We start from the raw sequence: 22,308 nt of genomic DNA, 5'->3' as shown, positions 1-22,308 counted from the left end.
CAACGGTAAAATTGCCTGTTGTGTCTGCAACTAACCTCGTGAATGACCCGGCTTCAGGACTCCGCACGGCAGAGCAGCGGCCCGCTCAGGCCCCGTTCCGCCCGGAGATCCAAGGCTTGCGCGCCATCGCCGTGGCAGCCGTCGTGCTGTACCACTTCTGGCCGAACCGGTTAACCGGAGGGTACGTGGGCGTCGACATCTTCTTTGTCATCTCGGGATACCTCATCACGTCCCACATGTACCGGGAGATCCTGCGGACATCTTCAATCGGCCTGCTGAAATTCTGGGCCAGGCGTGTCCGCCGGCTGCTGCCTGCTTCCTTCCTTGTCCTGATCGCTTCGCTGCTTGCCGCATTCCTGTGGGTGCCGTCAACAGTCTGGGAAGTTACGGCGCGGCAACTGGCAGCCAGCGCGTTCTACGTTCAAAACTGGGTGCTGGCCGGCGATTCGGTGGATTACTCCGCGCAGCACAATGACGCGACCGTCGCCCAGCACTACTGGTCCCTCTCCGTCGAGGAGCAGTTCTACGTCTTCTGGCCCCTGCTGGTGCTCGGCCTGCTGTACATAGTTCCGAAGCTCGCCCGTTCAAAGGGCAAGACGACGTCTCCGCGGTCGATTCTGATCGCCGGCCTGGCGGCGGTGGGGATAGCCTCCCTGGCCTATTCAATGGCGGTGACGGCGCTCGCCCCGTCCATGGCGTACTTCGTCACCCCGGCCCGTGTCTGGGAATTTGCGGCCGGAGCGCTCGTTGCCCTGATCCTCGTTGAGCGCACCCTTGACGGCCGGCTCGCCACCGTCCTGGGCTGGGCGGGCATTGGCCTGATTGCCGGTTCGGCCCTCATGTTCACGGCCGCGACGCCGTTCCCCGGCTGGACCGCCGCCGTTCCCGTCGGCGGAACCGTGCTGATCCTGATGGTGTCCGGGACGGCGACACCGGCTGGAGCCCGCTGGTGGCTGTCATCCAAGGCCATGACGTTTGTGGGCGGCATCTCCTACTCCCTGTACCTGTGGCACTGGCCGATCCTGATCGTTGCCCCGTACGTCACGGGCCGGCCCGCCGGCCTGCTGGACAAGTGCCTCCTCCTTGGCCTTGTGGTCCTCCTGTCCTGGCTCACGAAAATCACGGTGGAAGACCCGCTGCGCACCGGCCGCTTCCTGTCGACCAACCTTCGCGCGTATTCGTTCGCCGCGTCCGGCATGGCCATCGTCCTGGGCCTCTCCGTTGCGCTGACGTCATTTGCCTTCGCCGGGAGCGACGGCAAGGCGGCGCAGGTGAACAGCCCCTGCTACGGGCCGGGGGCACTCACCCCCGGCAACCACTGCGACCCGGTGACCGGGTCCGGGCTTCCGGACCCCGCTCCGGCGGTGGTTGCCCGGCAAAACACGGAACCCCTGTACAAGGGTTGCCAGGGCGATCTTTCCGGCACTGATCTCGTCTCCTGCAACCTCGGCGTGGACGAACGCCAGGCCACAGCCACCGTCGCCCTCGTGGGTGATTCGCACGCAACCGCGTGGCTGCCGGCGATCGAGGTGCTCGCGGAACGGCACAAGTGGCACATCAAGACGTTCACCAAAGCGTCCTGCCCCCTGACAGCGGCGTTGCGCGTCCTGCCCTCGGAGGCGACGGACGGAAACCAAACAGACTGCCGGTCCTGGGGAAAGAAAGTGCAGGAAAAGCTGGCGACGGACCGGAAGGTCACCACCGTGTTCACAGCAGCCTATTCGACTGCCTACACGTACAAGCAGGCGCCCGGCGTTGAACTCCGCGACCCCGCACAGGACGGCTTCACCACAGCGTGGAAGGGGCTGCTCTCGGCCGGCAAGCGCGTGGTGGCCTTTGACGACGTGCCGCGCACTAACGGCCAGTATGTTCCCACCTGCCTTGCGGCCAACAGCCGGGATCCGCTCGCCTGTGCCACCACTGTGGACCATGCCTTCCCCAAAGGAACCGCCATCACGCATGCCGCGGCAGCCTTCAAGGCGTCCGGATTCACGCGCATCCCGCTCCGGAATGAATTCTGCGATGCGAAGCTCTGCTACCCGCAGCTCGGGGCTGTGATCGTCTACCGGGACTACTCGCACATCAGCGCGGAGTTTTCGCGGGCGTTGGCCCCGTTCGTGGACGGGCACCTGTCCTGACCGGGCGGGCGCCGGCCCCGCCGCCCCCATCGGCGCGGCCGGCGGCTACGCTAGTCATGTCATGCAGGCCGCCGGGCCGTGCACTGGATTGCTGAACTGGAGGCCTGTTCGAGTGACATCTGCAGCCGGAGAACCGCGCGTAACGCATTTTAACGACTGCGCCAACGTGGCCCTGACCCTGGTCCAGGCGGCAGCCGCGCAGGGCCATCACTGGAACTTCGTGCCGCCTTCGGACGTCCGCCCGCCGGAAGGGTTCACGTCATCGCCAGCCGGGCGGGCGCGCCAGCTGCCGTACGTCGCCCGGCACCTGAAGATGCTGTTGACCTCGGATGTGATCCATATCCACTACGCGACGGCGGCCGCACTGCTGGAGCACGGTTTCCTCCCCCGCCGCCCGTACCTGCTTCATCTGCATGGCACCGATATCCGCAAGCAGTGGCTCGAGCCGTCTACCCGCGATCAGGTCCAGCGCGCCATTGACGGCGCCCACACCGTTTTCTACTCAAATCTCGACACCGCAGATAACGCGCTGGCGGCGCGTCCCGATGCACGGTACATGCCGGCGCTCCTCCGCCCCGAGACTCTCCCCCGCTGGGCGCCCCAGGCGCAGGCGGGCGGTCAGCGCAAGGTGGTTTTCGCCTCCCGCTGGGACGATTCCAAAGGGCTCGAAACGCAGCTGGAGTTCGCTGAACTGCTGGTCAAGGCCGTCCCGGATTCGACGAAGATCGTCGGGCTGGACTGGGGGCCGGGAGCGGCGTCCGCCAAGGCCCTCGGCGTTGAGCTGGTCCCAAAAATGAGCCATCCGGACTACCTTGCTTACCTCGCGTCCGCGGACCTCGTCGTGGGGCAATCCACGGGCCTGCTCGGCGTCAGCGAACTGGAGGCGATGGGCATTGGCCCGGTGGTTGCGTGTCCCGGACGCCAGATGGAGGGGCCGGCAGGAGCTCCACCCGTCCTGCAGGGTTCCCCGCTCGAACTGGCTGAACAGGCGCGGGAAGTACTGCGGGACCCCGTCACCGCCGCAGAGCAGACGGACGCCCGGCAGTGGGTGCTCAAGAACCACCGCGCGGACGCGTGGATCCCGGTCCTCCAAGACCTCTACGGTTCGGCAGCGGATCACCGCAGCCGCTGACCGGCAATCCGGGGTTCAGTCCGGCCCAGCGGGTGCCCGCTAGAATGTCATGGTGATACGAAGCCCACGAAGTTCTTCCCCTGCCAGCTGCGACGCCGCCCGATTCGTCCCAATTCCCACGCAGGAGCAGCGCCGGTGAAGGCTCTGTTGACCACATTCAAGAACGTTGTCAGCATCCTGCCGCCGCAGAGCGTCGGGTTCCTGAAGCTGTATTCAGTACTTCTGGGCGTGCTATCACTCTTTGACGCCTTCGCGATGGGCCTGCTGGCACTGGTGCTGACGCCCATGATCAACGGCGCCGGCTGGAAGGTCCCCTTCATCGGCGTAGAGATCTCCGGCGCGGGCCTTTTTGTCGTTGTGGGCATCATTTGCCTCATCATCGTCCTCAAGGGCGTGTTTGCCGTCATCCTGCAATGGTTTGCCACCCGCAGGTTTGCGCAATATGAGCTTGCCATGGGTGACCGGCTGTTCAACGCCTACCTCGCCGCGCCCTGGGTCGAACGCCTCCGGCGGAACTCTTCGGACCTCATCCGGATTGCGGACGTGGGCATCGCCAACACGATCGCCGGATTCCTGCTGCCTGCGGTATCGGTGGTGGGCGAAGTGCTCACTTTCGTCGTCGTTGTCACCATCCTTGCCGTCTCGCAGCCTCTGACCGCCGCGGTGGCCCTGATTTACCTGGGCCTGGTGGGCGGCGTCCTCTACGTCTTCGTTTCGAGGCGTTCGGTCGTGGCCGGGCGGGTCAACCGCGACTACTCGTTCCGCGTTGCGCAGCTGCTGACCGAGATGGTGGGCGCACTGAAGGAGATTACGCTGCGCAACAAGTCGGACGAAGTTGCCCAGGTGGTCCACGAGAACCGCATCAGCACGTCCCGCGCACGGTCCAACATCCAGTTCCTGAGCATCGTTCCGCGCTACGTCCTGGAATCCGCGCTCATCGGCGGTTTCGTCGTCGTCGGACTCGTGGGATACCTCGCGGGCGGCACGAACCAGGCGATGTACTCGGTGGCCATCTTCGCCCTTGCAGGCTTCCGCATGGCCCCCAGCATCCAGCGTTTCCAGGCCATCGTGTCGCAGACCTCGGTCAACGCCCCGCACGCGAACATTGTGGTCTCCGACATCAAGTCCATCGAGCGCTTCTCCGAGGACCGGCAGCATGAGCGCAGCGGCGAGACGCTCGCCGTCTCGGCTGCGAGCCTTGACCTCCGCGATGTGTCGTTCCGGTATGCCCCGGACGCGCCGCCGGCGCTCAGCGACATCAACCTCACGGTGCCGTTCGGCTCAACCGTCGCATTCGTGGGTTCGTCGGGCGCGGGAAAGTCAACGCTGGTGGACCTCATCCTGGGCCTCGTGGAACCCACCGGGGGAACCATTTCGATCGGCGGCATTCCGCTGAGCGCCGTGAAGGATGACTGGCGCTCCCGTGTCGGTTACGTGCCCCAGGACGTATCACTGTTCGACGCCACCGTCGCGCAGAACGTCGCCCTGACCTGGACTGACAGCGTTGACCGCGAACGGGTGAAGGAAGCACTGAAGACAGCCCAGATGCTCGACGTCGTGGAAAAGCGCGACGGCGGCATGGACAGCGCCCTCGGCGAGCGTGGCCTGTCGCTGTCCGGCGGCCAGCGGCAGCGGCTGGGCATCGCCCGCGCCCTCTACGCAGATCCGCTGGTGCTGGTCATGGACGAGGCCACGAGCGCCCTCGATACGGCAACGGAGGATGCCATCAGCCAGGCCATCCGCGATCTCCACGGTAAGGTCACCGTGCTGCTCGTCGCCCACCGGCTGTCCACCATCCGCCACGCCGACCAGATTTTCTTCATGACGGGCGGCCGGGTAACCGCCAGCGGCACGTTCGACGAGCTGATCGAAAACGTCCCTGACTTCGCGCATCAGGCCTCCCTGGCGGGACTCATCAATTGACGCCGGCAGAGCCGACGATCGACGTCGTCATTCCGGTCCACACCACGGAACGTCCGCTGGACCGCGCCGTGCGCTCCTGCTTTGACGGCATGCCAAGCGGCATGGTCCGCGTCACTGTGGTGTGCCACAACATCTCCCGCGACCAGATCAGCCCCACGGTGGGCGCTGCCTCCAACGGCACCATCCGGTTCGAGGAGTTTCACGACCAGCGGAACTCCCCCGCCGGTCCGCGGAACTACGGGCTGAGCCTCGCCACGGCGCCGTTTGTGGCAGTGCTGGACTCTGACGACTATTTCGAGACCGGTGCCCTGCAGGCCTGGCACAACGCGCTCAATGAGCAGAACGCGGATGCCGTGGCAGCGCCGCTTCTCACCGACCGGCAGGTCCGCATCCGAACCCCACGGGTCCGTCCCGGGCGGACGCACAACCTGGATCCCGTCCGCGACGGCCTGGCCTACGCCACAGCTCCCCTGGGGCTCATCCGCCGCGAGACCCTCAAATCCGAAGGCATCGCGTATACGGAGGGGCTGCGGTCGGGCGAAGACCTCGATCCCGGGCTGCGCCTCTGGTACTCGGGGGCGAAAATCGAATATCCGGCAGGCGCGCCAAGCTACGTGATCTGCAGCGACGCGTCGGACCGCGTCACATCGGATGTCCTGCCGCTGGCCGAGGAGTTCCGGGCTGTGCTGGGCCTCGACGACGCCTGGTTGGGCGGCCTGCGTCCTGCCGCGCGGACAGCCATCGCCGTCAAGTTGGTCAGGGTCCATCTGCTGGGCGCTCTCCGGAGGCGCGGGGCGAACTGGGAATGGACGCCGTCCGACCTCGCCGTGCTGGAGCAGTTCATCGGCAAGGTCTCCGGCATTTCCGGGAAATATCTGCGGCCGTTTTCCGTGGCGGACCGCGGGCTCATTCTCGCCGCGGGACGAGCCACTGCAGACGGAGTCATCAGGGAGGCCCTGGAGGCCGATCAGCGGGCGCCGTACGTCAGCAAGGTCCTGGCGCCCGCGCCGTGGGCAAACCTACGCCGCGAAAGCACTCTTCGCCACCTGATCCGCACCAAGCTCTACTCGGCTCCCCTGTTTGGCGGGGCTCGCCCGTAGCGGCGGGTTTGGGCTCGGACGACGGCGGCGGGCCGGCACGGCGCGCGACGGCCCACGGGCGGCAGCGGGCCGCCCAGGCTCAGACGAGCAGCGACGCCGCGATGAACCTGAGCGGGGACTCCGGGTTGAGGTTGTTCCTGATCCCGCGGGCGAAAAGCGTTTCGGGCCTGCCGAACCTACGCCGTGCTGCGGCCGCAGCCACGAGCGCAGCGGGGTCGGCGAGGCGGTCAAGAATGGTGTCGAGCAGGCGGCGGTCAGCGATGGCCATCGGATCCGCCGCCCCGGGGGCAGCGGCAAGCAGGCTGCGTGCGACGGCGGCCAGTTCCGCCATGTCCGCCACGGACCAGCCCCCATGGTCGGCCCGCACCCCCACCAGCCCGAAAACGTGGACCCTGAGGAGCTTGACCACGATGGCCCGCCTGCCGGTGTCCGTGAGCCCCTTGAACCAGTCGGAGGCCACCAGGCGCGTCGCAAAGGACAGTTCGTCGGTGACGGGCCGGCGGGTGTAGGTGACGCGGTCCTGCGCGTCCGCGCCGACGACATAGTGGCCGGCGCCCCGGGCGTAGTCGATCCGTCCGCCGCCGAACCACAGCCGGGACGAGAACTCCTGGTCCTCTCCTGTCTTGAGTCCCGCAGTGAAAGCCAGGCTGTGGCGCTGGATTTCCTTCGTGCTGATGAGTCCCAGCGGCGCGGTGCGGTAGGACAGCCGGTCCCGGACGGGGTCGAGCCGGCTCTTGCGTCCGGCTCGGACGGGAGGGGTGCGGATCTTGTTGCCGTCAGCGTGGCGCTGCGGCGCAATGACTGCGGCGGCGCCGCCGTCGCGGGCAACTGTGAGCCACTGCGCGAGCGCGCCCGATTCCAGGTAGTCGTCGCTCCCCATGATGCACGCGTACTCGCCGTCGGCCGCTGCGATGCCGGCGTTGAACGGGCCCGCAGGGCTGGGAATGCCGTCCTGGCAGGTGAGCCAGCGCACCTGCTCTGCGGTGTCGGCCGGAAGGCGCCTGCGGATTGCTTCGGCTTCTATGTTGTGGCAGACAACGGAGACGCGGACTCCGCCGTCCTGATTGGCCGCCAGGCCGCCGTCAAAGGCTGAGGCCACTGCCCGCTCGATCGGCCTGCCGGAACTGTGTACGGCTATGACGACGTCGACTGCAGGCGTAAACCCTGTACCCGTATTTTGCACTTGCTCAGGCTATCACTGCGCTATTCGGGCGCCGCCGGCCTTCCGTTCGCTGACGTCCGTGTAGATGTCGTCAAAGAGTCCGGCGACGGTTTCGGGAGAGAACCGACGCCGGATCGGCCCGGCAATGACCCTGGGCTCTTCGTTCCGGAACCGGTCCCGAACCTCCAGAATCGCCTGTCCCAGCGACTCGGGCGTCACGTCGTCGACGAGACGGCTGTTTTCCGGCGTCGCGTAGTCGTCATAGCCGCCCACGTGCGGGGCAACGACGGGGCGCCCGGCACTCATGGCCTCCGCCGCGGATGTAAAGAAGTTTTCCTGTTCTGTCGGCAGGAAAAACAGATGGGCGTGGTCGAAGAGGGCGAAAACTTCCGCCGGGGCAACGTTTCCCAGCAACCGGACGTAGGGAGTCAGTCCGGACGACGCAATGAGTGCCTCTACCTCGGCCCGCTGGCCACCGTCCCCGGCCCATTCCAGCTCTACGTTGTGGCCCTGGCCACGAAGCCAGGCGACCGTCTGGACGGCGAGCAAGGGCCTTTTTCGCGGGATGAGACCGCCGACGGCCACCAGCCGCAGGGGATCCAGCGGCGGGTACGGTGCCACCGGCCTCTCGTTCGGCACGACGCACGGAACCACGGACGCCGCCTGGGGACGCGAGAACTCACTGAGCCTGTCCGCCAGCTGCCGCGTCACTCCCGTCACGTGGTGGGGCAGGCGGAGTACGTGCCTGAGCCAGGCTATCCGTGGCCAGACTCCGCCAACGCTTTCCGGGTTGGTGACGCCGTTCCAGTGCTCCGTATGGACCCATGGCCGCCGACGCAGAGACCAGGGCAATGCCGCGACGAGGGCACTGGAGAACGCCATGGTGTGCAGGACGTCGGCGCTTCGCAGGGCGGATGAAATCTGCCGCACGGCGCCGATCAGGGTGAGGGGCCGCCGCGGGTGCAGGCCGATGCGGGTCACCGGGATGCCTTCATACTGCCCGGTCTCGGGGTGCTGCGAACGCCCCAGCCGCACATGCAGGACCTGTACATCGTGGCTGCGCTGGATGGCCTTGGCGTGCTCCAGGTTGAAGGGTGCCTCCGTCGGTCTCTGCTCGCTGGGAAACCACGTAGTAACCACAAGAATTCGCACCGACAAGACCTCACTGTGTAAACCGCAGCCCGCATGCCGGGCACAACGCCGAATCCATCGTACCGGAGGGGCCAGTCCGGAAAAGTTGGAGGCTGCCTCTAAACTAGAAGCCATGCGTATTCTCAGCGTCGTTGGCGCACGTCCCCAGTTTGTAAAGCTCGCGCCGATCGCGGCGGCAATGGAGGGCCAGGCGGAACACCTGATCGCCCACACCGGCCAGCACTATGACGAACTCATGAGTGATGTGTTCTTCCGGGATCTTGGGATCCCGGCACCGGACTTCAACCTCGGAGTTGGCTCTGGCAAGCACGGCGCCCAGACCGGTGCCATGCTGCATGGACTCGAGGCAATCCTGGAGGAATCAGCTCCGGACTGCGTGCTGGTCTACGGCGACACCAATTCGACCCTCGCCGCTGCCATCGCCGCCATCAAGATGCACATCCCGGTGGCACACCTCGAGGCCGGTCTCCGGTCCTTCAACCGCCGGATGCCCGAAGAGCACAACCGCGTCCTGACCGACCACAGTGCAGACCTCCTGCTCGCGCCCACCGAGGTGGCCGTCAAGCACCTGGCCACGGAAGGCCTCGCGGAGAGAACCGTTCTGGTCGGCGACGTCATGACGGACGTGCTCTTCAAAGTCCGCGACCTGCTCGACGCCGGCGACCAGCCCCTCCCCGTCGACGCGGCGCCGGGCGAGTACTACGTCTGCACCATTCACCGGCCCGACAACACCGACTCCCCGGAGCGCCTGGCCGCCATCATCAGCTCCCTGGCGAGCCTGGAGAAGCCGGTATTCCTGCTGGCACACCCGCGGCTCGTCAGCCTGGCCGCCAAGCACGGGCTCGACCTGGAGCAGGGATCGGTCCGGGTGGCAGCTCCGCTGGCCTACCCGCAGCTTGTCAACGCCGTGCGGAACAGCGCGGGCGTCATCACCGACTCCGGCGGACTCCAGAAGGAAGCCTTCCTGCTGCGCACGCCTTGCACTACCATCCGGCCGGAAACGGAATGGGTGGAGACCGTTGAGCTGGGTTGGAACGTGCTGGTCAGCAAGGACCTGAGCATCCTCGCCGATACCGTACGGCGGCCGGCGCCGGCCGCAACGGACGCAACGCCCTACGGTGACGGCCATGCGGCCGAGCGTACGGTGGCTGCCCTGCTTCAGGCGTTCGGAAGCTAATCCCGCTCGGGCCCGTTGGCCACGGCCAAGGACTGGCAACGAAAAGACCTCCGGCACCCGCAGCTATCAAGCTGGCGGCGCCGGAGGTCTTTTCCTGTTCCTGGCCTGGCTGCGTTCCCGGACTAGCTGCAGGCCACCACTTTGTACAGCTTGGCGGTTCCCTGCTGATCCACGAGCTGAACAGCCTTGGATGACTCCAGGTTCTGGAGGCCCGGGTAGGTCCTGCTGGACGGGTGGTTCAGCAGGTATTGCTGGCCGAAGTCCAGCGCATAGGATACTTTCGTCTCGCGCACGGCATCGCAGACGCGGGCGGACGAATCGGCCTTAGCGAGGGCCTCAGCAACAACCCGCATGCTTTTCGTTTCCCGCTGGCCCATGTGGAATTCCAGCACCTTGCGGTCCGCAAAGGCATAGGCCAGGGCTCCGCCGTTCCACGGATTCACCGCGATGACCGCGTCCTGGGGCACCTCGGAACCCATGCGGGCCAAGAGCACGTACTCATCCGAGGACAGAATGGAATCCTTGGTATCGCGCTCATAAAACACCTGGCCGGACGCGACGTAGTCGCGGACCGGACCGGTCTGCGTGGCCCAGGCAAGCACCACAACGGCAATGACGGTCCCCGCCAGGCCGGCAACAGCGGCAGGGCGCGCTCCGGCCACGGCGTTTCGGGGCATCCTTGACACAATGCCCCCGAACGCCGCCTTGGCGACGTCCGCGACGGCCAGCATGCCCACAGCAGCGAGCACCACGGTGAATATCGGCAGATACGCCGCGAGCCGGTTCGTGTCTTGGTACCACGTGCCGGTGAAGAATGCCCTGGCCCACCCGGCCTTGAATCCGGCGTCGACCACGTAGAGGAACCCTGCCACAAAATAGCAGCCCAACAGCCAGATCTGGGTCCGCTGCCGGATGATCCGAACCATTCCGATCAGCGCCAGCACGGAGATCGCCAGCGCCACGTCAGTCTTCATCGGTGCATTCGCCAGGACTTCTCCAACTGATCCTGCAACTGTCTGGTGGGCGGCCCATCCGTTGTAGGCGCCCGGCCGGAGCTTCTGCCATGCAAGTAGTGCAACGACCACACTGGCGACCGTCACAGCGGCCGTCACGGCGAACCGTGCGAGGGAGGCCTTGTTGCGGATCTGTCCGCGAACGTGGACGGCCAATTTCCAGACGAGGATAGGGGCGCTGAAGGCGAGCAGCGCGTTGACCGCGCTCATGTGGGACAGCGCAAGGCCCGGAATTCCCAGCACCAATGCGGGCAGCGCGCGAACCGTCGGCACCGGAAGTGTCGGGGCCAGTTTGCACACGAGGATCACGGCCGCGATGCCGGCAGGCAGGGCACTCACCGAAAGGAGATTGGGAAAGAGGGGTCCCCAGACCAGCAGGAGGTACGGGAACGCCATGAGGCCCGCCGACGCCACCCCTGCCGCCAGGAGGCCGATGGGCCTGGGGCCGACGACCACCCTCGTCAGGAAAACCAGAGAGATGGGCCAGATGACGGCAGATGCCACAAGGTTCACCACGTTGACAGAGACCGGAACGGCCGCACCCGTCAGCTGCGTGACCAGCGCGGCCAGGGAATGCCACTCGGCCGGGTAGACGGAGGACAGTCCGCCGGTTCCGCCGGCCATGCTGCCGAGATTCAGCGAAGATGCGTTGCCCGTGTCCAGGACGAAGCGGACGGCGTTCAGGTGAAAGACGTTGTCATAGCGCTGGGAAATGTTGTCCGGGGCGCCTACCAGCTGGATGACACGACGGGCCGTCAGGAATCCGCCGACGGCGATGGCGGCGGCAGTCGCCCCCAGGACTGCCCAGCTGTCGCGAACCTCGGTTGCCGTGATCTGCCTGCGCACCCAGGCTGTGCGGGTTGCCGCGTAAGCCGCGGCCGACACCAGCAACGTGGCCGCCAAGACCACCCAGATATTCCAGCTGATCCCTACGAACGGAGCAAGGACGGCAGCGACGCCGGTGATGGAGAGCGAGAAGAGCGGCGCGAACCCGAGCAGGCTCGAGCGCCGCAAGCCCATGGACCAGGCCACTGCGGCGCCCGGGAGCAGCACCACAGCCACGGCAACGAGCAGAGCCGGCAGTGTGGACAGCCAGGACACATTTCCTCCAAGAGTTTGAGCAGGGGCGGTCCGGTTGTCGCCGGTGTGCCCCGGGGGGGTCGTTCGCGAGTAGTGCAGTTGCTTTAGCGGTTCCGCAGCCGGCTGATGACGTGGCCCACGGGGCCGTCCATCACAACCGAGCCATGTTCCAGCAGGATTCCGCGTTCACACACGTGGGCGACCAGGTCGAGGTCATGGCTGACGACGATCAGCGTTTTTCCCGCTGCCGCCAGTTCCTTGATCTTTGCCAGGCACTTCTTCTGGAAGGGTTCGTCGCCCACGGCCAGGATCTCGTCGACCAGGAAGACGTCCGGGTCCGTGTGGACTGCAACGGAAAACGCCAGCCGGAGGTACATGCCGGAGGAATAGAACTTCACTTCGGTGTCAATGAACTCGCCGATCTCGGCAAACTCGACAATCGAGTCGAACTTTTCCTTGATCTGCGCTTCGGTCATGCCGAGGATGGCGCCGTTGAGGTAGACGTTGTCCCGTCCTGAGAGGTCAGGATGGAATCCCGCACCCACCTCAATCAGCCCTGCTACCCGGCCGCCGGTGCGGACCGTGCCCGAATCGGGCAGCATGACCCCGGAAATGTGCTTCAGCAGCGTCGATTTGCCGGAGCCGTTGAGGCCCAAGAGCGCCACCGTCTCACCGTGCTCGACGTCGATCGAAAGGTCCCGGAGGGCGTGGAACTTCTTGGAGAGGTCACCCTTGCGGCCGCGCATCAGCCACACGAGGGCTTCCTTGAGTGACCTGGTGTGCCGCAGGACAAACTGCTTGTTGATGTTGCGTATTTCTATGGCGGTAGTCATCACAGCTCCTGCGCGAAACGGCCTTCGAGCCTGCGGAAGGTCCACTGGCCGAGGAACAGAATGAGCAGCGACACCAGCAGGCCCACCGGGATCCACAGCGTGACCAGGTTCGGCGGGCTGCCTTCCGCCCCGGACGTCGTGGGCAGCCAAAACGCGTGGTGGAACGACTCGACGGCGATCGTGATCGGGTTGAGCTGGTACACGGAAAACCAGAGGTCCCCCGCCTTGGCCTGGACCATGTGCCACGAATACAGCACCGGCGAAACCCAGGTGGCCACCATCAGCAGGAGGTCCACAAAATTCTCCGAGTCCCGGAAATATACGTTCACGGCCCCGAAGAAGAGCCCCAGTCCGGTGGCAAGCAGGGCAATGATCAGGAAGCCCGCAACGGCGCTGTACGCCTCAAGGAGTCCCGGGCGCCAGCCGCTGAAAAGGCAGGCGATCACCAACACGAACATCTGCGGCAGGAAATGCACCGCAGACACCCACACCGATGAGACCGGGAACAGCTCACGGGGCAGATAGATCTTGTTGATCAGGCCGCTGTTGTTGACGATCGAGCGCGTCGCCGTGCTCAAGGACTCGGTGAAAAAGTTCACCAGGATAATCCCGGAGAACAGGTACACGGCGTAGTTCGGCAAACCGCCCCTGTTGCTCGGGCTCTGTTCAAGCCCCAGGAAGACGCCGAGGGCAACGTAGAACGCAACGAACTGAACCCCGGGTTTGACGTAGGTCCAGAGCAGTCCCAGCACTGACCCCCGGTACCTGATCCTGAGTTCCTTGCGGACCAGGAGCTTCAGGAGGAACCGGGACCGGAACACATCGGCAAGCCCGTTCCCGGTTCCCGGTACCACCAGGGCACGCGCGGCATCCTGGTGCGTCGGGGAGGTGTGTCCGCTAGTCACTGATTGGATTTCCGTTGATCGGGCGCGGAGTCGGTCATGGACTCAAACGTCTTGAGCCAGGCTTCCGGCGACGTGAAGTTGGGCAGTTCTTTCTTGTAGGACGCCGAAAGCTCGTCCCAGCGCGCCAGCACACGGGCGTGCAGCGTCAGGCTGCGAAGCAGCTGCTTGCGGAAGCGGACGTTGTCCCGGCGGTACCAGGATGCGCCCGTCCCGTCAGACGCCGAGACGATGGCCGAATCCAGGTGGGACAGCCGCCACCAGCGGGCATCCGCCGCAGGCACAACGGCCTCGGGGTTCTGCGACGCTGCGGTGTTGACGCTGCGCAGCTGGCGAAGGGCGCCGGACATGGCACTGGAGATGGTCTGCGCGAAGTTCTTGGGGCGGGACGGAACCATGCCGAACTTCGGCAGGTGCACCCTCTTGACCGGGGGAAACTCCGTGATGTCCTTGGTGACCTGGGCATCCGGGAAACCCGAACGGACCTGGCGGATCTCGGGGAGCTTGCCGCCAATTGTCCGGTGCAGGTGGGAGGGACCGTCGAGCAGGTCCTGAAGGGCACGGTTGCGCAGCTCTACAGCCGAGTACTGCAGCGAGAGCAGATGCCGGACGTCCTGGAGGAAGCTCTCGATGGGCAGCCGGCCGCCCTTTTCGTACTGCGAGTAGAGCATGGCCGCGACCCACCGGTTGCGCTGGTGGAAATAGGCCTGCCAGTCAATGGTGTCGTCCTTCTCGGTCCAGGGCATGTGCCATACGGCCGCCCCCGGAAGGCTCACAGTGGTGTACCCGTTGGCCTTGGCCCGGATGCCGTACTCGACGTCGTCCCACTTGATGAAGACCGGCAGTGCAAGCCCGATCTCCCTGATGATCGACGTCGGGATCAGGCACATCCACCAGCCGTTGTAGTCGACGTCGATACGGCGGTGCATCCAGGGTGTGGTGCGAAGGTTGCCGGAGGCGAAATCGTGGGCGATCTGCCCTTCCCCGATCGGCTCATACTGGAACCGGTACTCGTTGATGCCCTCGCCGAAGTTGTGGATCACCGAACGCTCAAAGAGATTGAACATGTGTCCGCCCACGATGGTGGCGCTGCGGGTGAAGTCAGCGAAGTTGACGGCGCGGAGCACACCCTCAGTTTCCACCACGACGTCGTCGTCCAGGAGCATGACGTACTTGCTCAGGCCGTCCTCCACAGACTCGTGCATTCCGCGGGCGAAGCCGCCGGAACCGCCCAGGTTGCCCTGCTCAATGAGCTTGAACTTGTCACCGAGGACAGCCGCGGCTTCTTCGAAGCCGGGCTCGTCACGGACTTTCTGGGTACCCTGATCGGTGACGATGAGGCGGTCCATGACTGCCACCAGGTCTTCCGACTCGGCGAACGTGCGCAGGTGCTTGACGCAGTAATCCGGGCGGTTGAACGTTGTGACCGCAATGGAGAGCGTGCCCGGGGTGAAGCCTTCGGGTTCGGGAACCGACCAGTCAGCCTGCTTCAGGGTCACGTCTTTGCCGTGCGCGACGAGGTCGAACCAGTACCACCCGCCGTCGGCGAAGTTGGTCAGCGGCAGCTCGCAGGTCGCGGTGGCACCGCCGGTGGCATGCATGCTCTGGACACGGTTTGAGCTGCCCCGGGGGCTGGACTTGTAGACAATGACCGTTACTTCGGCATCCACTTCAATGCTGAGCCGGACCTTCTGAACGTCCGTGTGGGCGCGCCAATAGCTGGCGGGGAACGCATTGAAATACGTTCCGAAAGAAACCCGGCGGTGCGCAGGGAGTGACAGCTGGCGGCGGTCAAGGATGAAGTCCGCGCGGAGTTCGCTGCGCTGGGCAGCTACCACCGGTGCTGCCGCCGCCCGCTTGGAGCCCGCGTCCTGCGTTTCGACGACGCGGCGCGCGGCGTCGAAGTCCACATACAGCGGAAGGGTGTCGGTGTCGCCGTCAACCGGGAAGACCACACGGTGAACTGTCTTCCAGACGGTGTCGCCGGTGCCGGACCCGGTTTCTTGCCGGAATTCTGTCGCTACGCTCATGCGTCTACTCCTCCGCTTTCCAGCTTCGCCCCGCCGCTGAAGTGCGGCTTGATCTTGTTGTCAAACATGCTCAGGGCCGATCCGATGGCCATGTGCATGTCAAGGTACTTGTAGGTGCCCAGCCGGCCACCGAACAGCACTGAATCCTCGTCACGGGCCAGGTCCCGGTAGGCCAGCAGCTTCGAACGGTCGACGGCGGTGTTCACGGGGTAGTACGGCTCGTCACCCTTCTCGGCGAAACGGGAGAACTCCCGCATGATCACCGTGGCGTCCTTCGTGTAGTCACGTTCGGGGTGGAAATGCCGGAACTCGTGGATCCGGGTATAGGGGACTTCTTCGTCCGGGTAGTTCATTACGGCGCAGCCCTGGAAGTCCTCCACGGGAAGGACCTCCTCCTCGAGGTCGATGGTGCGCCAGGAGAGGTCACCTTCGGCGTAGTTGAAGTAGCGGTCAACCGGTCCCGTGTAGATGACGGGAACCTGGCCGCGCACCGACGCCTGACCGAACTCGCCGCCGTCGAAGAAATCGGTGTTGAGGTGAACCTCAATGTTGGGGTGGTCGGCCATGCGTTCAATCCACGCGGTGTAACCGTCCACCGGCAGGCCTTCATAGGTGTCGTTGAAGTACCGGTTGTCGTAGTTATAGCGGACCGGGAGGCGGGAAATGATCTCCGCCGGGAGGTCCTTCGGGTCCGTCTGCCACTGCTTGCCGGTGTAGTACTTGATAAACGCCTCGTAGAGGGGACGGCCGATCAGCTGGATGCCTTTGTCGTTCAGGTTCTGCGGGTCAGTGCCCGCCAGCTCCCCGGCCTGTTCCTGGATCAGCGCCCGTGCTTCCGCCGGCCCCATCGAGGCCCGGAAGAACTGGTTGATGGTGCCGAGGTTGATGGGCATCTGGTACACCTCGCCCTTGTGGCTGGTGTAAACCTTGTGCTGGTAGTTCGTGAATGCCGTGAAGCGGTTCACGTATTCCCAGACCCGCTCGTTCGAGGTGTGGAAGAGGTGGGCTCCGTAGCGGTGGACTTCGATGCCTGTTTTGGCTTCATTTTCGCTGTACGCGTTCCCACCGATGTGGTGCCGGCGGTCCAGGACGGCAACCTTAAGTCCAAGCTCCGTGGCGGCGCGTTCCGCGATTGTCAGGCCAAAAAAACCCGAACCGACTACGACGAGATCAGCGTTCACAACTCTCCTGTGTGTTTTGGTGGCAGGCATAGACAGCCCTATCTGCCGGGTCTAGACTACCCGAACTTGAAATTTGTCACGCATTCCGGGGTGGCTTCAGGGCGCTTGCCGAGAGGCTCCGGGGCCCGTGCGGCCGCTGGAAAATCAACCCGCCGGCGCTTCACGGGCCACCCTTAGCGCCCGGACTGCGCCACCGCCAGAACTGCGGCGGCAGCATGCTGACCGGAGTTAGCCAGCGACGCGTGGCGCTCAACCCAGCCGGCCCTGGCATCCCGGCTGCCGTCGTCGTCGCCATTGTGCCGAGCGTCCAGGACCCGGCGCATGGCTCCGGCAACGCTGTCGACGTCGTACTTTGCCGCTTCGCCGAGTCCGTTGTCGGCGACGAGTGCCGCGCCTTCTCCGGTCCCGGCGAAGATCACGGGGGTTCCGCACCCGGCCGCCGCATAGATCTTGGTCGGTTTCGCAAAGTCGTAGCCCTGGCCCGGCTTGATGCTGACCAGCGCCCCCGATGCCCCGCGGATCCACTGCGCCGCCTCTGCCGGCGGAATGACTCCGCCGAAGTGAACGCGGCCGGGAGCCGTCTGCGCCGCGAGTTCCCGCAGATGAGGCTCATCGGACCCCTGCCCGAAGAACCGGATGCTGGCGCCGGGGTGCTCGGCCAACACCGCCGGCAGCGCACGGATGAAGATGTCGGCCCCCTGCCACTCGGACATGGTTCCGGTGTACACGAAGTACGGATCGCCCGTCCCGGCTGACTCGCCGGCCGGGCCGAAGACGGAGGTGTCGATGCCGTTTCCGACAACAACAACACGGTCCGCGGGGACGCCGAACTCCCCTACCTTCTCCGCCACAGCGTCGGAAATGGCGATCACCTTGGCGGCGCGGCGCAGCGCGAAGCCTTCGGCAGCCCGCATCACGCGGATGACAATGCCCGGCACGTCCGTGGCGGACAGTGCTTCGGTCCAGATGTCGGCGGCGTAGTACACGAACGGCCTGCGCCGGAGCGCCGAACTCAGGGCCACCATCACCCCCGTGGTGGGAGGCGGTTCGGAGACGACGACATCCGCCGGCGAGAACAGCAGGCGGAAGAATGCCGGCAGATCGAAGCTCATGTACTGCACGTAGCCCCGGACGTTGCCGCCCGCGTCGCGAAGCACCGGCCACCGGGAAAGCTTGTACGGCGCCGTGAAAACCGGCGAACCGTGTGGCGGCCGCGTGGTCAAAACACTGACCTCCGCGTCCTGTGCCACGAGTCCGTCCACCAGCGCCTGCAGCCTGAATGATGCCGCGCCCACCTCGGGGGTGAACAGCCGCGAGGCTACGGTGACCTTGAGGGGTCTCTTGTCAGTCACGAAGCGGCAATCTCCACGATCTGCCGGCTCGTGGCGGATTCCAGCACGGCTTCGGCAACCCGCAGGGTGTCGAGCCCTTCCTGCATGGTGACCACGTCGCTGCGCAGCCCGAGGACGGCGTCCCGGAAGGCTTCGTGTTCGGTCCGCAGCGGTTCGGGCTTGGGGATCGCAAGGCGGGTGACGTTGCCTTCCGAGACACCCCGGAACGCGGCCATCGATTCCCACTCAGTGGCGACGGTGCCGTTCTCGAAGAACGTCAGGTCTGCGGTGATGGTGTCGGCCACGAAGGCGCCCTTCTCACCGGTGACAATCGTCAGGCGTTCCTTCATCGGGGAGAGCCAGTTGACCAGGTGGTTGGTGATCACGCCGTTTTCGAGGTGTCCCGTTGCCGCGACCATGTCCTCGTGCGGGCGGCCGCTGCGGGTGGTGATGTGGGCAAAAATCGACTGGAACCGGCTCTGGGCCAGCCAGGCCGTCAGATCGATGTCGTGCGTGCCGAGGTCCTTGACCACGCCGACGTCGGCGATGCGGGCCGGGAACGGCCCCTGGCGCCGGGTGGCGATTTGGTAGACCTCGCCGAGCTCGCCGGCCTCAATCCGTTTGCGAAGGGACTGCAGCGCGGGGTTGAACCGTTCGATGTGGCCGACGGCTCCGACAAGCCCTTTGGCTGCAAACGCATCAACCAGCCGCTGGCCCGCTTCGGTGCTCGAGGCGATGGGCTTTTCAACCAGCGTGTGGACACCGGCTTCGGCGAGGGCGAGCCCCACTTCCTCGTGAAGTCCGGTGGGCACGGCAACGACTGCCATGTCGATGCCCACGGCGATGAGTTCCTCAACGGAAGACAGCACGCTCAGCGGGCCGGCAACTCCGTGGGGATCCCCGTAGGAGTCCGCAACGGCCACCAAGTCAACGCCGTCGAGCTCCCGGATCACGCGGGCGTGGTGACGGCCCATCATTCCCAGGCCGATCAGGCCAACGCGAAGGTTCCCCATCAGGCGCCTGCCTGGACGAGCTTGTTGACCGCCGTGACGATGCGTTCCAGGTCAGCCTGGCTCAGTGACGGGTGGACCGGCAGGGAGAGGACTTCCTTCGCGGCCGTTTCGGTGTTGGGCAGGTCCTCCGTGCGGTTGAACGACGGAAGACGGTGGTTGGGGACCGGGTAGTAGACGCCGGTGCCGATGTTGTACTCCTCGCGTAGGGCCTTCGCCAGGCCGTCGCGGTCCTCGGTGACGCGGATCGTGTACTGGTGGTAGACGTGCGAGGCGCCTTCGGCGACCGTGGGCGTGCCCACACCCTCAAGGTTGTCCGTCAGGAACGCGGCATTCTGCTGGCGCTGTTCCGTCCAGCCCAGGACCTTCTTCAGCTGCACGCGCCCGATCGAGGCGTGCAGGTCCGTCATCCGGGCGTTGAAGCCGACCAGCTCGTTTTCGTACTGCTTCTCCATGCCCTGGTTCCGCAGGAGCCGCAGGTTCCGTTCCACGGTGGCGTCCGGGGTGGAGACCATGCCGCCCTCGCCGGAGGTCATGTTCTTGGTCGGGTAAAGGCTGAACATGGCGAACTTGCCGAACGTTCCGACCTTCTTGCCCTTGAAGCTGGCACCGTGGGCCTGGGCGGCGTCCTCGTAGAGGTCGATGCCGCGTTCTTCAGCGAGCTTGGTGAAGCCTTCGACGTCGAACGGGTGGCCGTAGAGGTGGACCGGCATGATGCCCTTGGTCTTGTCCGTGATGAGGGAGGCCACGTGGTCCACGTCGAGCGTGTAGTGGTCCAGCTCGATGTCGGCAAACACGGGGGTGGCACCGGTGAGCGCGACTGAGTTGCCGGTTGCGGCAAAAGTGAAGGAGGGAACGATGACTTCGTCGCCAGGTCCGACGCCGGAGGCAAGAAGGCCCAGGTGCAGTCCGGAGGTGCCGGAGTTCACAGCTACGGAGGAGCGGCCGTCCAGGAGGACGTCAGAGAACTCCTTCTCGAATTCCGCGACCTGCGTGCCTTGGGCGAGCATTCCTGTTGCCAGAACGGCGTCGACGGCGGCCCGCTCGTCGTCACCGATGATCGGCTTCGCGGCAGGAATAAAGTCGTAGCTCATGCGTTCTCCTCAGATTCTTTCAGGGAATTTCCGTCTTCAATGTACTTGGCGCCGGTGGCAGGGCAGACCCAGAAGTCGCCCTCCTGCCGCAGCGGTTCGCCTGCCTTCCCGACCCAACCCAGTCGGCGTGCAGGAACGCCCGCTACCAGGGCAAACGCCGGAACGTCCTTGGTGACCACGGCGCCGGCCGCAACCGTTGCCCAGCGCCCGACAGTCAGCGGCGCAACGCACACGGCCCGCGCACCGATCGAGGCGCCGTCTTCGATGGTGACGCCAACGGGGGTCCAGTCATGGGCGCTCTTCAGCGAGCCGTCCGGGCTGACGGACCGCGGGTAGGTGTCATTGGTCAGCACCACGGCCGGGCCGATGAAAACCCCTTTGCCGAGCTTGGCCGGTTCGTAGACCAGGGCGTAGTTCTGGATCTTCGTGTTCTCACCGATCTGTACGCCTGTGCCAACGTACGCGCCGCGGCCCACGATGCAGTTCTCGCCAAGGTTGGCCCGTTCGCGCACCTGGGCAAGGTGCCAGACCTTCGTGCCCTCGCCGAGTATTGCCTGGTCCGAAACGTCGGCGCTGGGAGCAATGGTCGTCGTCATAGTTTGGTTCCTCTCAAGAGTGCCGGCGCCGCGGCCAGCGGGGGCTGCGGCAGCAAGGCGGTGTCAGGCCTTGCCAATGACGCGGTAGGTGATCCCGTCCCACCGGTCAGCTGAGCTCACGCGACGGCCGTCAATAAACGCTTTGATGCCCGGCAGGTCAGCGGGCGACAATTCCCTGTACTCGGCGTGGTCGGCCTGGACGACGGCCGCATCAACGGGCTCGCCAAGGTGGTAGGCCGCGAACCCGAGCTTGTCCAGTTCCGCGTCCGTGTACAGCGGGTCGTGAACCGACACCTCGGCACCGCGCTTTTCCAGCGACGTCACGGCGTCAAAGACGCCGGAGAACGCTGTCTCCTTCACGCCGCCGCGGTACGCCGCACCCAGCACGACCACGCGGGCGCCGGTGAGGTCACCGTACGCGCCTTCGAGGAGTCCCACCGTGTAGTCCGGCATGTCGGCATTGGCAGCGCGGGCGGCGCGGACGACGGTCGCCTCGGGGTCATTCCAGAGGTAGAGGCGCGGGTACACGGGGATGCAGTGGCCGCCGACGGCGATGCCCGGCTGGTGGATGTGGCTGTAGGGCTGGGAATTGGAGGCTTCGATGACCTGGTAGATGTCGATGCCGGCCGTGGCAGCGAACCGCGCGAACTGGTTCGCCAGCCCGATGTTGACGTCCCGGTACGTGGTCTCGGCCAGCTTGGCCAGCTCGGACGCCTCCGCGGAGCCCAGGTCCCAGACTCCGTTCGGCCTGCGGAGGTCGGCACGTTCATCGAAGTCCAGCACGGATTCATAGAACTCAACAGCCTTCGCCGCACCCGCTTCGGACAGGCCGCCGACGAGCTTGGGGTACTTGCGCAGATCCTCGAACACGCGGCCGGTCAGGACGCGTTCCGGGGAAAAGACGAGGTGGAAATCCCGGCCCTCGACCAGCCCGGAGCCGGCCTCGAGGGCAGGCTTCCAGCGGGTGCGGGTGGTTCCGACCGGCAGGGTTGTCTCATAGGACACGAGGGTTCCGGGCGTCAGGTGTTTGGCCAGTTCAGCCGTGGCACCGTCCATCCAGCCAAAGTCAGGCTTCGCGTCGGCGTCAACGAACAGCGGCACAACGAGCACGACGGCGTCCGCGCCGGGCACGGCGTCGGCGTAATCCGTGGTGGCGCGGAGTTTTCCTGCCGGCACGAGCTCCGAGAGCTTCTCCTGCAGGTGGGCTTCACCGGGGAACGGCTCCGTGCCGGCGTTGATGAGCTCCACTACCTGCTGGTTGACGTCGACGCCGACAACGTCATGGCCCTTGGAAGCAAACTGGACAGCCAGCGGCAGCCCGATTTTCCCCAACGCAATTACAGCAATCTTCACGATTCTGGTGCCTTTTCTCTCATGACTGGCAGGCGGCAACCACGCCGCCGCACCCGGTTTTGCTTAACACTATCCGCTGTCCAGTCCTTCCGCCGACTCCG

General features: G+C 65.4%; 17 protein-coding genes. 5 read left to right on the top strand and 12 right to left on the bottom strand.

What is annotated here, in order from left to right:
- The first annotated feature begins 20 nt into the window (after positions 1 to 20).
- The 4 genes from ABFP37_RS04210 to ABFP37_RS04195 all read left to right on the top strand — a co-directional run bounded on the left by ABFP37_RS04210 (position 21) and on the right by ABFP37_RS04195 (position 6,293).
- Positions 21 to 2,138 (top strand): acyltransferase family protein, encoded by a 2,118-nt coding sequence (locus tag ABFP37_RS04210; protein ID WP_347032822.1) that lies wholly within the window; start codon positions 21 to 23, stop codon positions 2,136 to 2,138.
- Between the two features lie 112 nt (positions 2,139 to 2,250).
- The gene (locus ABFP37_RS04205) at positions 2,251 to 3,270 is read left to right on the top strand and encodes a hypothetical protein (RefSeq protein WP_347032821.1); all 1,020 of its coding nucleotides are present in this window, start codon (positions 2,251 to 2,253) and stop codon (positions 3,268 to 3,270) included.
- Between the two features lie 135 nt (positions 3,271 to 3,405).
- Positions 3,406 to 5,193 (top strand): ABC transporter ATP-binding protein, encoded by a 1,788-nt coding sequence (locus ABFP37_RS04200; protein WP_347032820.1) that lies wholly within the window; start codon positions 3,406 to 3,408, stop codon positions 5,191 to 5,193.
- A complete protein-coding gene (locus ABFP37_RS04195) occupies positions 5,190 to 6,293 on the top strand; it encodes a glycosyltransferase family 2 protein (RefSeq protein ID WP_347032819.1) in 1,104 nt (367 codons plus the stop codon). Before ABFP37_RS04200 ends, ABFP37_RS04195 begins: the two co-directional genes overlap by 4 nt.
- A gap of 79 nt (positions 6,294 to 6,372) precedes the next feature.
- Here ABFP37_RS04195 and ABFP37_RS04190 read toward each other — a convergent pair whose 3' ends face one another.
- Together ABFP37_RS04190 and ABFP37_RS04185 are read right to left on the bottom strand one after the other, a co-directional pair.
- Positions 6,373 to 7,476, bottom strand: coding sequence for a glycosyltransferase family 2 protein (locus ABFP37_RS04190; RefSeq protein WP_347032818.1), 1,104 nt, complete (start codon positions 7,474 to 7,476; stop codon positions 6,373 to 6,375).
- 12 nt (positions 7,477 to 7,488) lie between these two features.
- Positions 7,489 to 8,607 (bottom strand): glycosyltransferase family 4 protein, encoded by a 1,119-nt coding sequence (locus ABFP37_RS04185; RefSeq protein ID WP_347032904.1) that lies wholly within the window; start codon positions 8,605 to 8,607, stop codon positions 7,489 to 7,491.
- Positions 8,608 to 8,719: 112 nt separating this feature from the next.
- Here ABFP37_RS04185 and wecB point away from each other — a divergent pair, with 112 nt between their 5' ends.
- On the top strand, positions 8,720 to 9,784 hold the full coding sequence (gene wecB / locus ABFP37_RS04180) for a UDP-N-acetylglucosamine 2-epimerase (non-hydrolyzing) (protein ID WP_078028002.1): 1,065 nt from the start codon (positions 8,720 to 8,722) through the stop codon (positions 9,782 to 9,784).
- Positions 9,785 to 9,906: 122 nt separating this feature from the next.
- Here the strand turns inward: wecB and ABFP37_RS04175 are convergent, their stop codons facing one another.
- From ABFP37_RS04175 to ABFP37_RS04130, 10 genes are all read right to left on the bottom strand, one after another.
- Positions 9,907 to 11,898: a DUF6541 family protein gene (locus ABFP37_RS04175; RefSeq protein ID WP_078028003.1), complete on the bottom strand. Its 1,992-nt coding sequence runs from the start codon at positions 11,896 to 11,898 to the stop codon at positions 9,907 to 9,909.
- 83 nt (positions 11,899 to 11,981) lie between these two features.
- The gene (locus tag ABFP37_RS04170) at positions 11,982 to 12,710 is read right to left on the bottom strand and encodes an ABC transporter ATP-binding protein (RefSeq protein ID WP_078028004.1); all 729 of its coding nucleotides are present in this window, start codon (positions 12,708 to 12,710) and stop codon (positions 11,982 to 11,984) included.
- A complete protein-coding gene (locus ABFP37_RS04165; protein ID WP_139362785.1) occupies positions 12,710 to 13,615 on the bottom strand; it encodes an ABC transporter permease in 906 nt (301 codons plus the stop codon). Before ABFP37_RS04165 ends, ABFP37_RS04170 begins: the two co-directional genes overlap by 1 nt.
- The gene (locus ABFP37_RS04160; RefSeq protein ID WP_347032817.1) at positions 13,612 to 15,642 is read right to left on the bottom strand and encodes a glycosyltransferase; all 2,031 of its coding nucleotides are present in this window, start codon (positions 15,640 to 15,642) and stop codon (positions 13,612 to 13,614) included. The genes ABFP37_RS04165 and ABFP37_RS04160 overlap by 4 nt, the downstream gene beginning before the upstream one ends.
- Complete coding sequence (gene glf, locus ABFP37_RS04155) at positions 15,639 to 16,823, bottom strand: UDP-galactopyranose mutase (RefSeq protein ID WP_078028006.1); 1,185 nt, start codon at positions 16,821 to 16,823, stop codon at positions 15,639 to 15,641. Before glf ends, ABFP37_RS04160 begins: the two co-directional genes overlap by 4 nt.
- A 173-nt stretch (positions 16,824 to 16,996) precedes the next feature.
- Positions 16,997 to 18,175, bottom strand: a complete 1,179-nt coding sequence (locus ABFP37_RS04150) for a glycosyltransferase family 4 protein (RefSeq protein ID WP_347032816.1) — start codon at positions 18,173 to 18,175, stop codon at positions 16,997 to 16,999.
- Positions 18,172 to 19,167, bottom strand: coding sequence for a Gfo/Idh/MocA family oxidoreductase (locus ABFP37_RS04145; protein ID WP_347032815.1), 996 nt, complete (start codon positions 19,165 to 19,167; stop codon positions 18,172 to 18,174). Before ABFP37_RS04145 ends, ABFP37_RS04150 begins: the two co-directional genes overlap by 4 nt.
- Positions 19,167 to 20,258, bottom strand: coding sequence for a DegT/DnrJ/EryC1/StrS family aminotransferase (locus ABFP37_RS04140; RefSeq protein WP_347032814.1), 1,092 nt, complete (start codon positions 20,256 to 20,258; stop codon positions 19,167 to 19,169). Before ABFP37_RS04140 ends, ABFP37_RS04145 begins: the two co-directional genes overlap by 1 nt.
- Complete coding sequence (locus tag ABFP37_RS04135) at positions 20,255 to 20,854, bottom strand: acyltransferase (protein ID WP_078028010.1); 600 nt, start codon at positions 20,852 to 20,854, stop codon at positions 20,255 to 20,257. The genes ABFP37_RS04140 and ABFP37_RS04135 overlap by 4 nt, the downstream gene beginning before the upstream one ends.
- A 63-nt stretch (positions 20,855 to 20,917) precedes the next feature.
- Positions 20,918 to 22,207, bottom strand: coding sequence for a nucleotide sugar dehydrogenase (locus ABFP37_RS04130; RefSeq protein ID WP_078028011.1), 1,290 nt, complete (start codon positions 22,205 to 22,207; stop codon positions 20,918 to 20,920).
- Between the last annotated feature and the right edge of the window lie 101 nt (positions 22,208 to 22,308).

Origin of the sequence: Burkholderia sp. RS01 (genome assembly GCF_039748055.1) — a bacterium.
Lineage (GTDB): Bacteria > Actinomycetota > Actinomycetes > Actinomycetales > Micrococcaceae > Arthrobacter.
The sequence above is the reverse complement of the archived record's forward strand: the minus strand, read 5'-3'. Positions and strand labels throughout refer to the sequence as shown.

Bases quoted from the DNA above. Each gene is read 5' to 3' on its own strand.
- wecB (WP_078028002.1), top strand. From the start codon at position 8,720: ATGCGTATTCTCAGCGTCGTTGGCGCACGTCCCCAGTTTGTAAAGCTC.
- ABFP37_RS04170 (WP_078028004.1), bottom strand. From the start codon at position 12,710: ATGACTACCGCCATAGAAATACGCAACATCAACAAGCAGTTTGTCCTG.
- ABFP37_RS04160 (WP_347032817.1), bottom strand. From the start codon at position 15,642: ATGAGCGTAGCGACAGAATTCCGGCAAGAAACCGGGTCCGGCACCGGC.
- ABFP37_RS04145 (WP_347032815.1), bottom strand. From the start codon at position 19,167: ATGGGGAACCTTCGCGTTGGCCTGATCGGCCTGGGAATGATGGGCCGT.
- ABFP37_RS04140 (WP_347032814.1), bottom strand. From the start codon at position 20,258: ATGAGCTACGACTTTATTCCTGCCGCGAAGCCGATCATCGGTGACGAC.
- ABFP37_RS04135 (WP_078028010.1), bottom strand. From the start codon at position 20,854: ATGACGACGACCATTGCTCCCAGCGCCGACGTTTCGGACCAGGCAATA.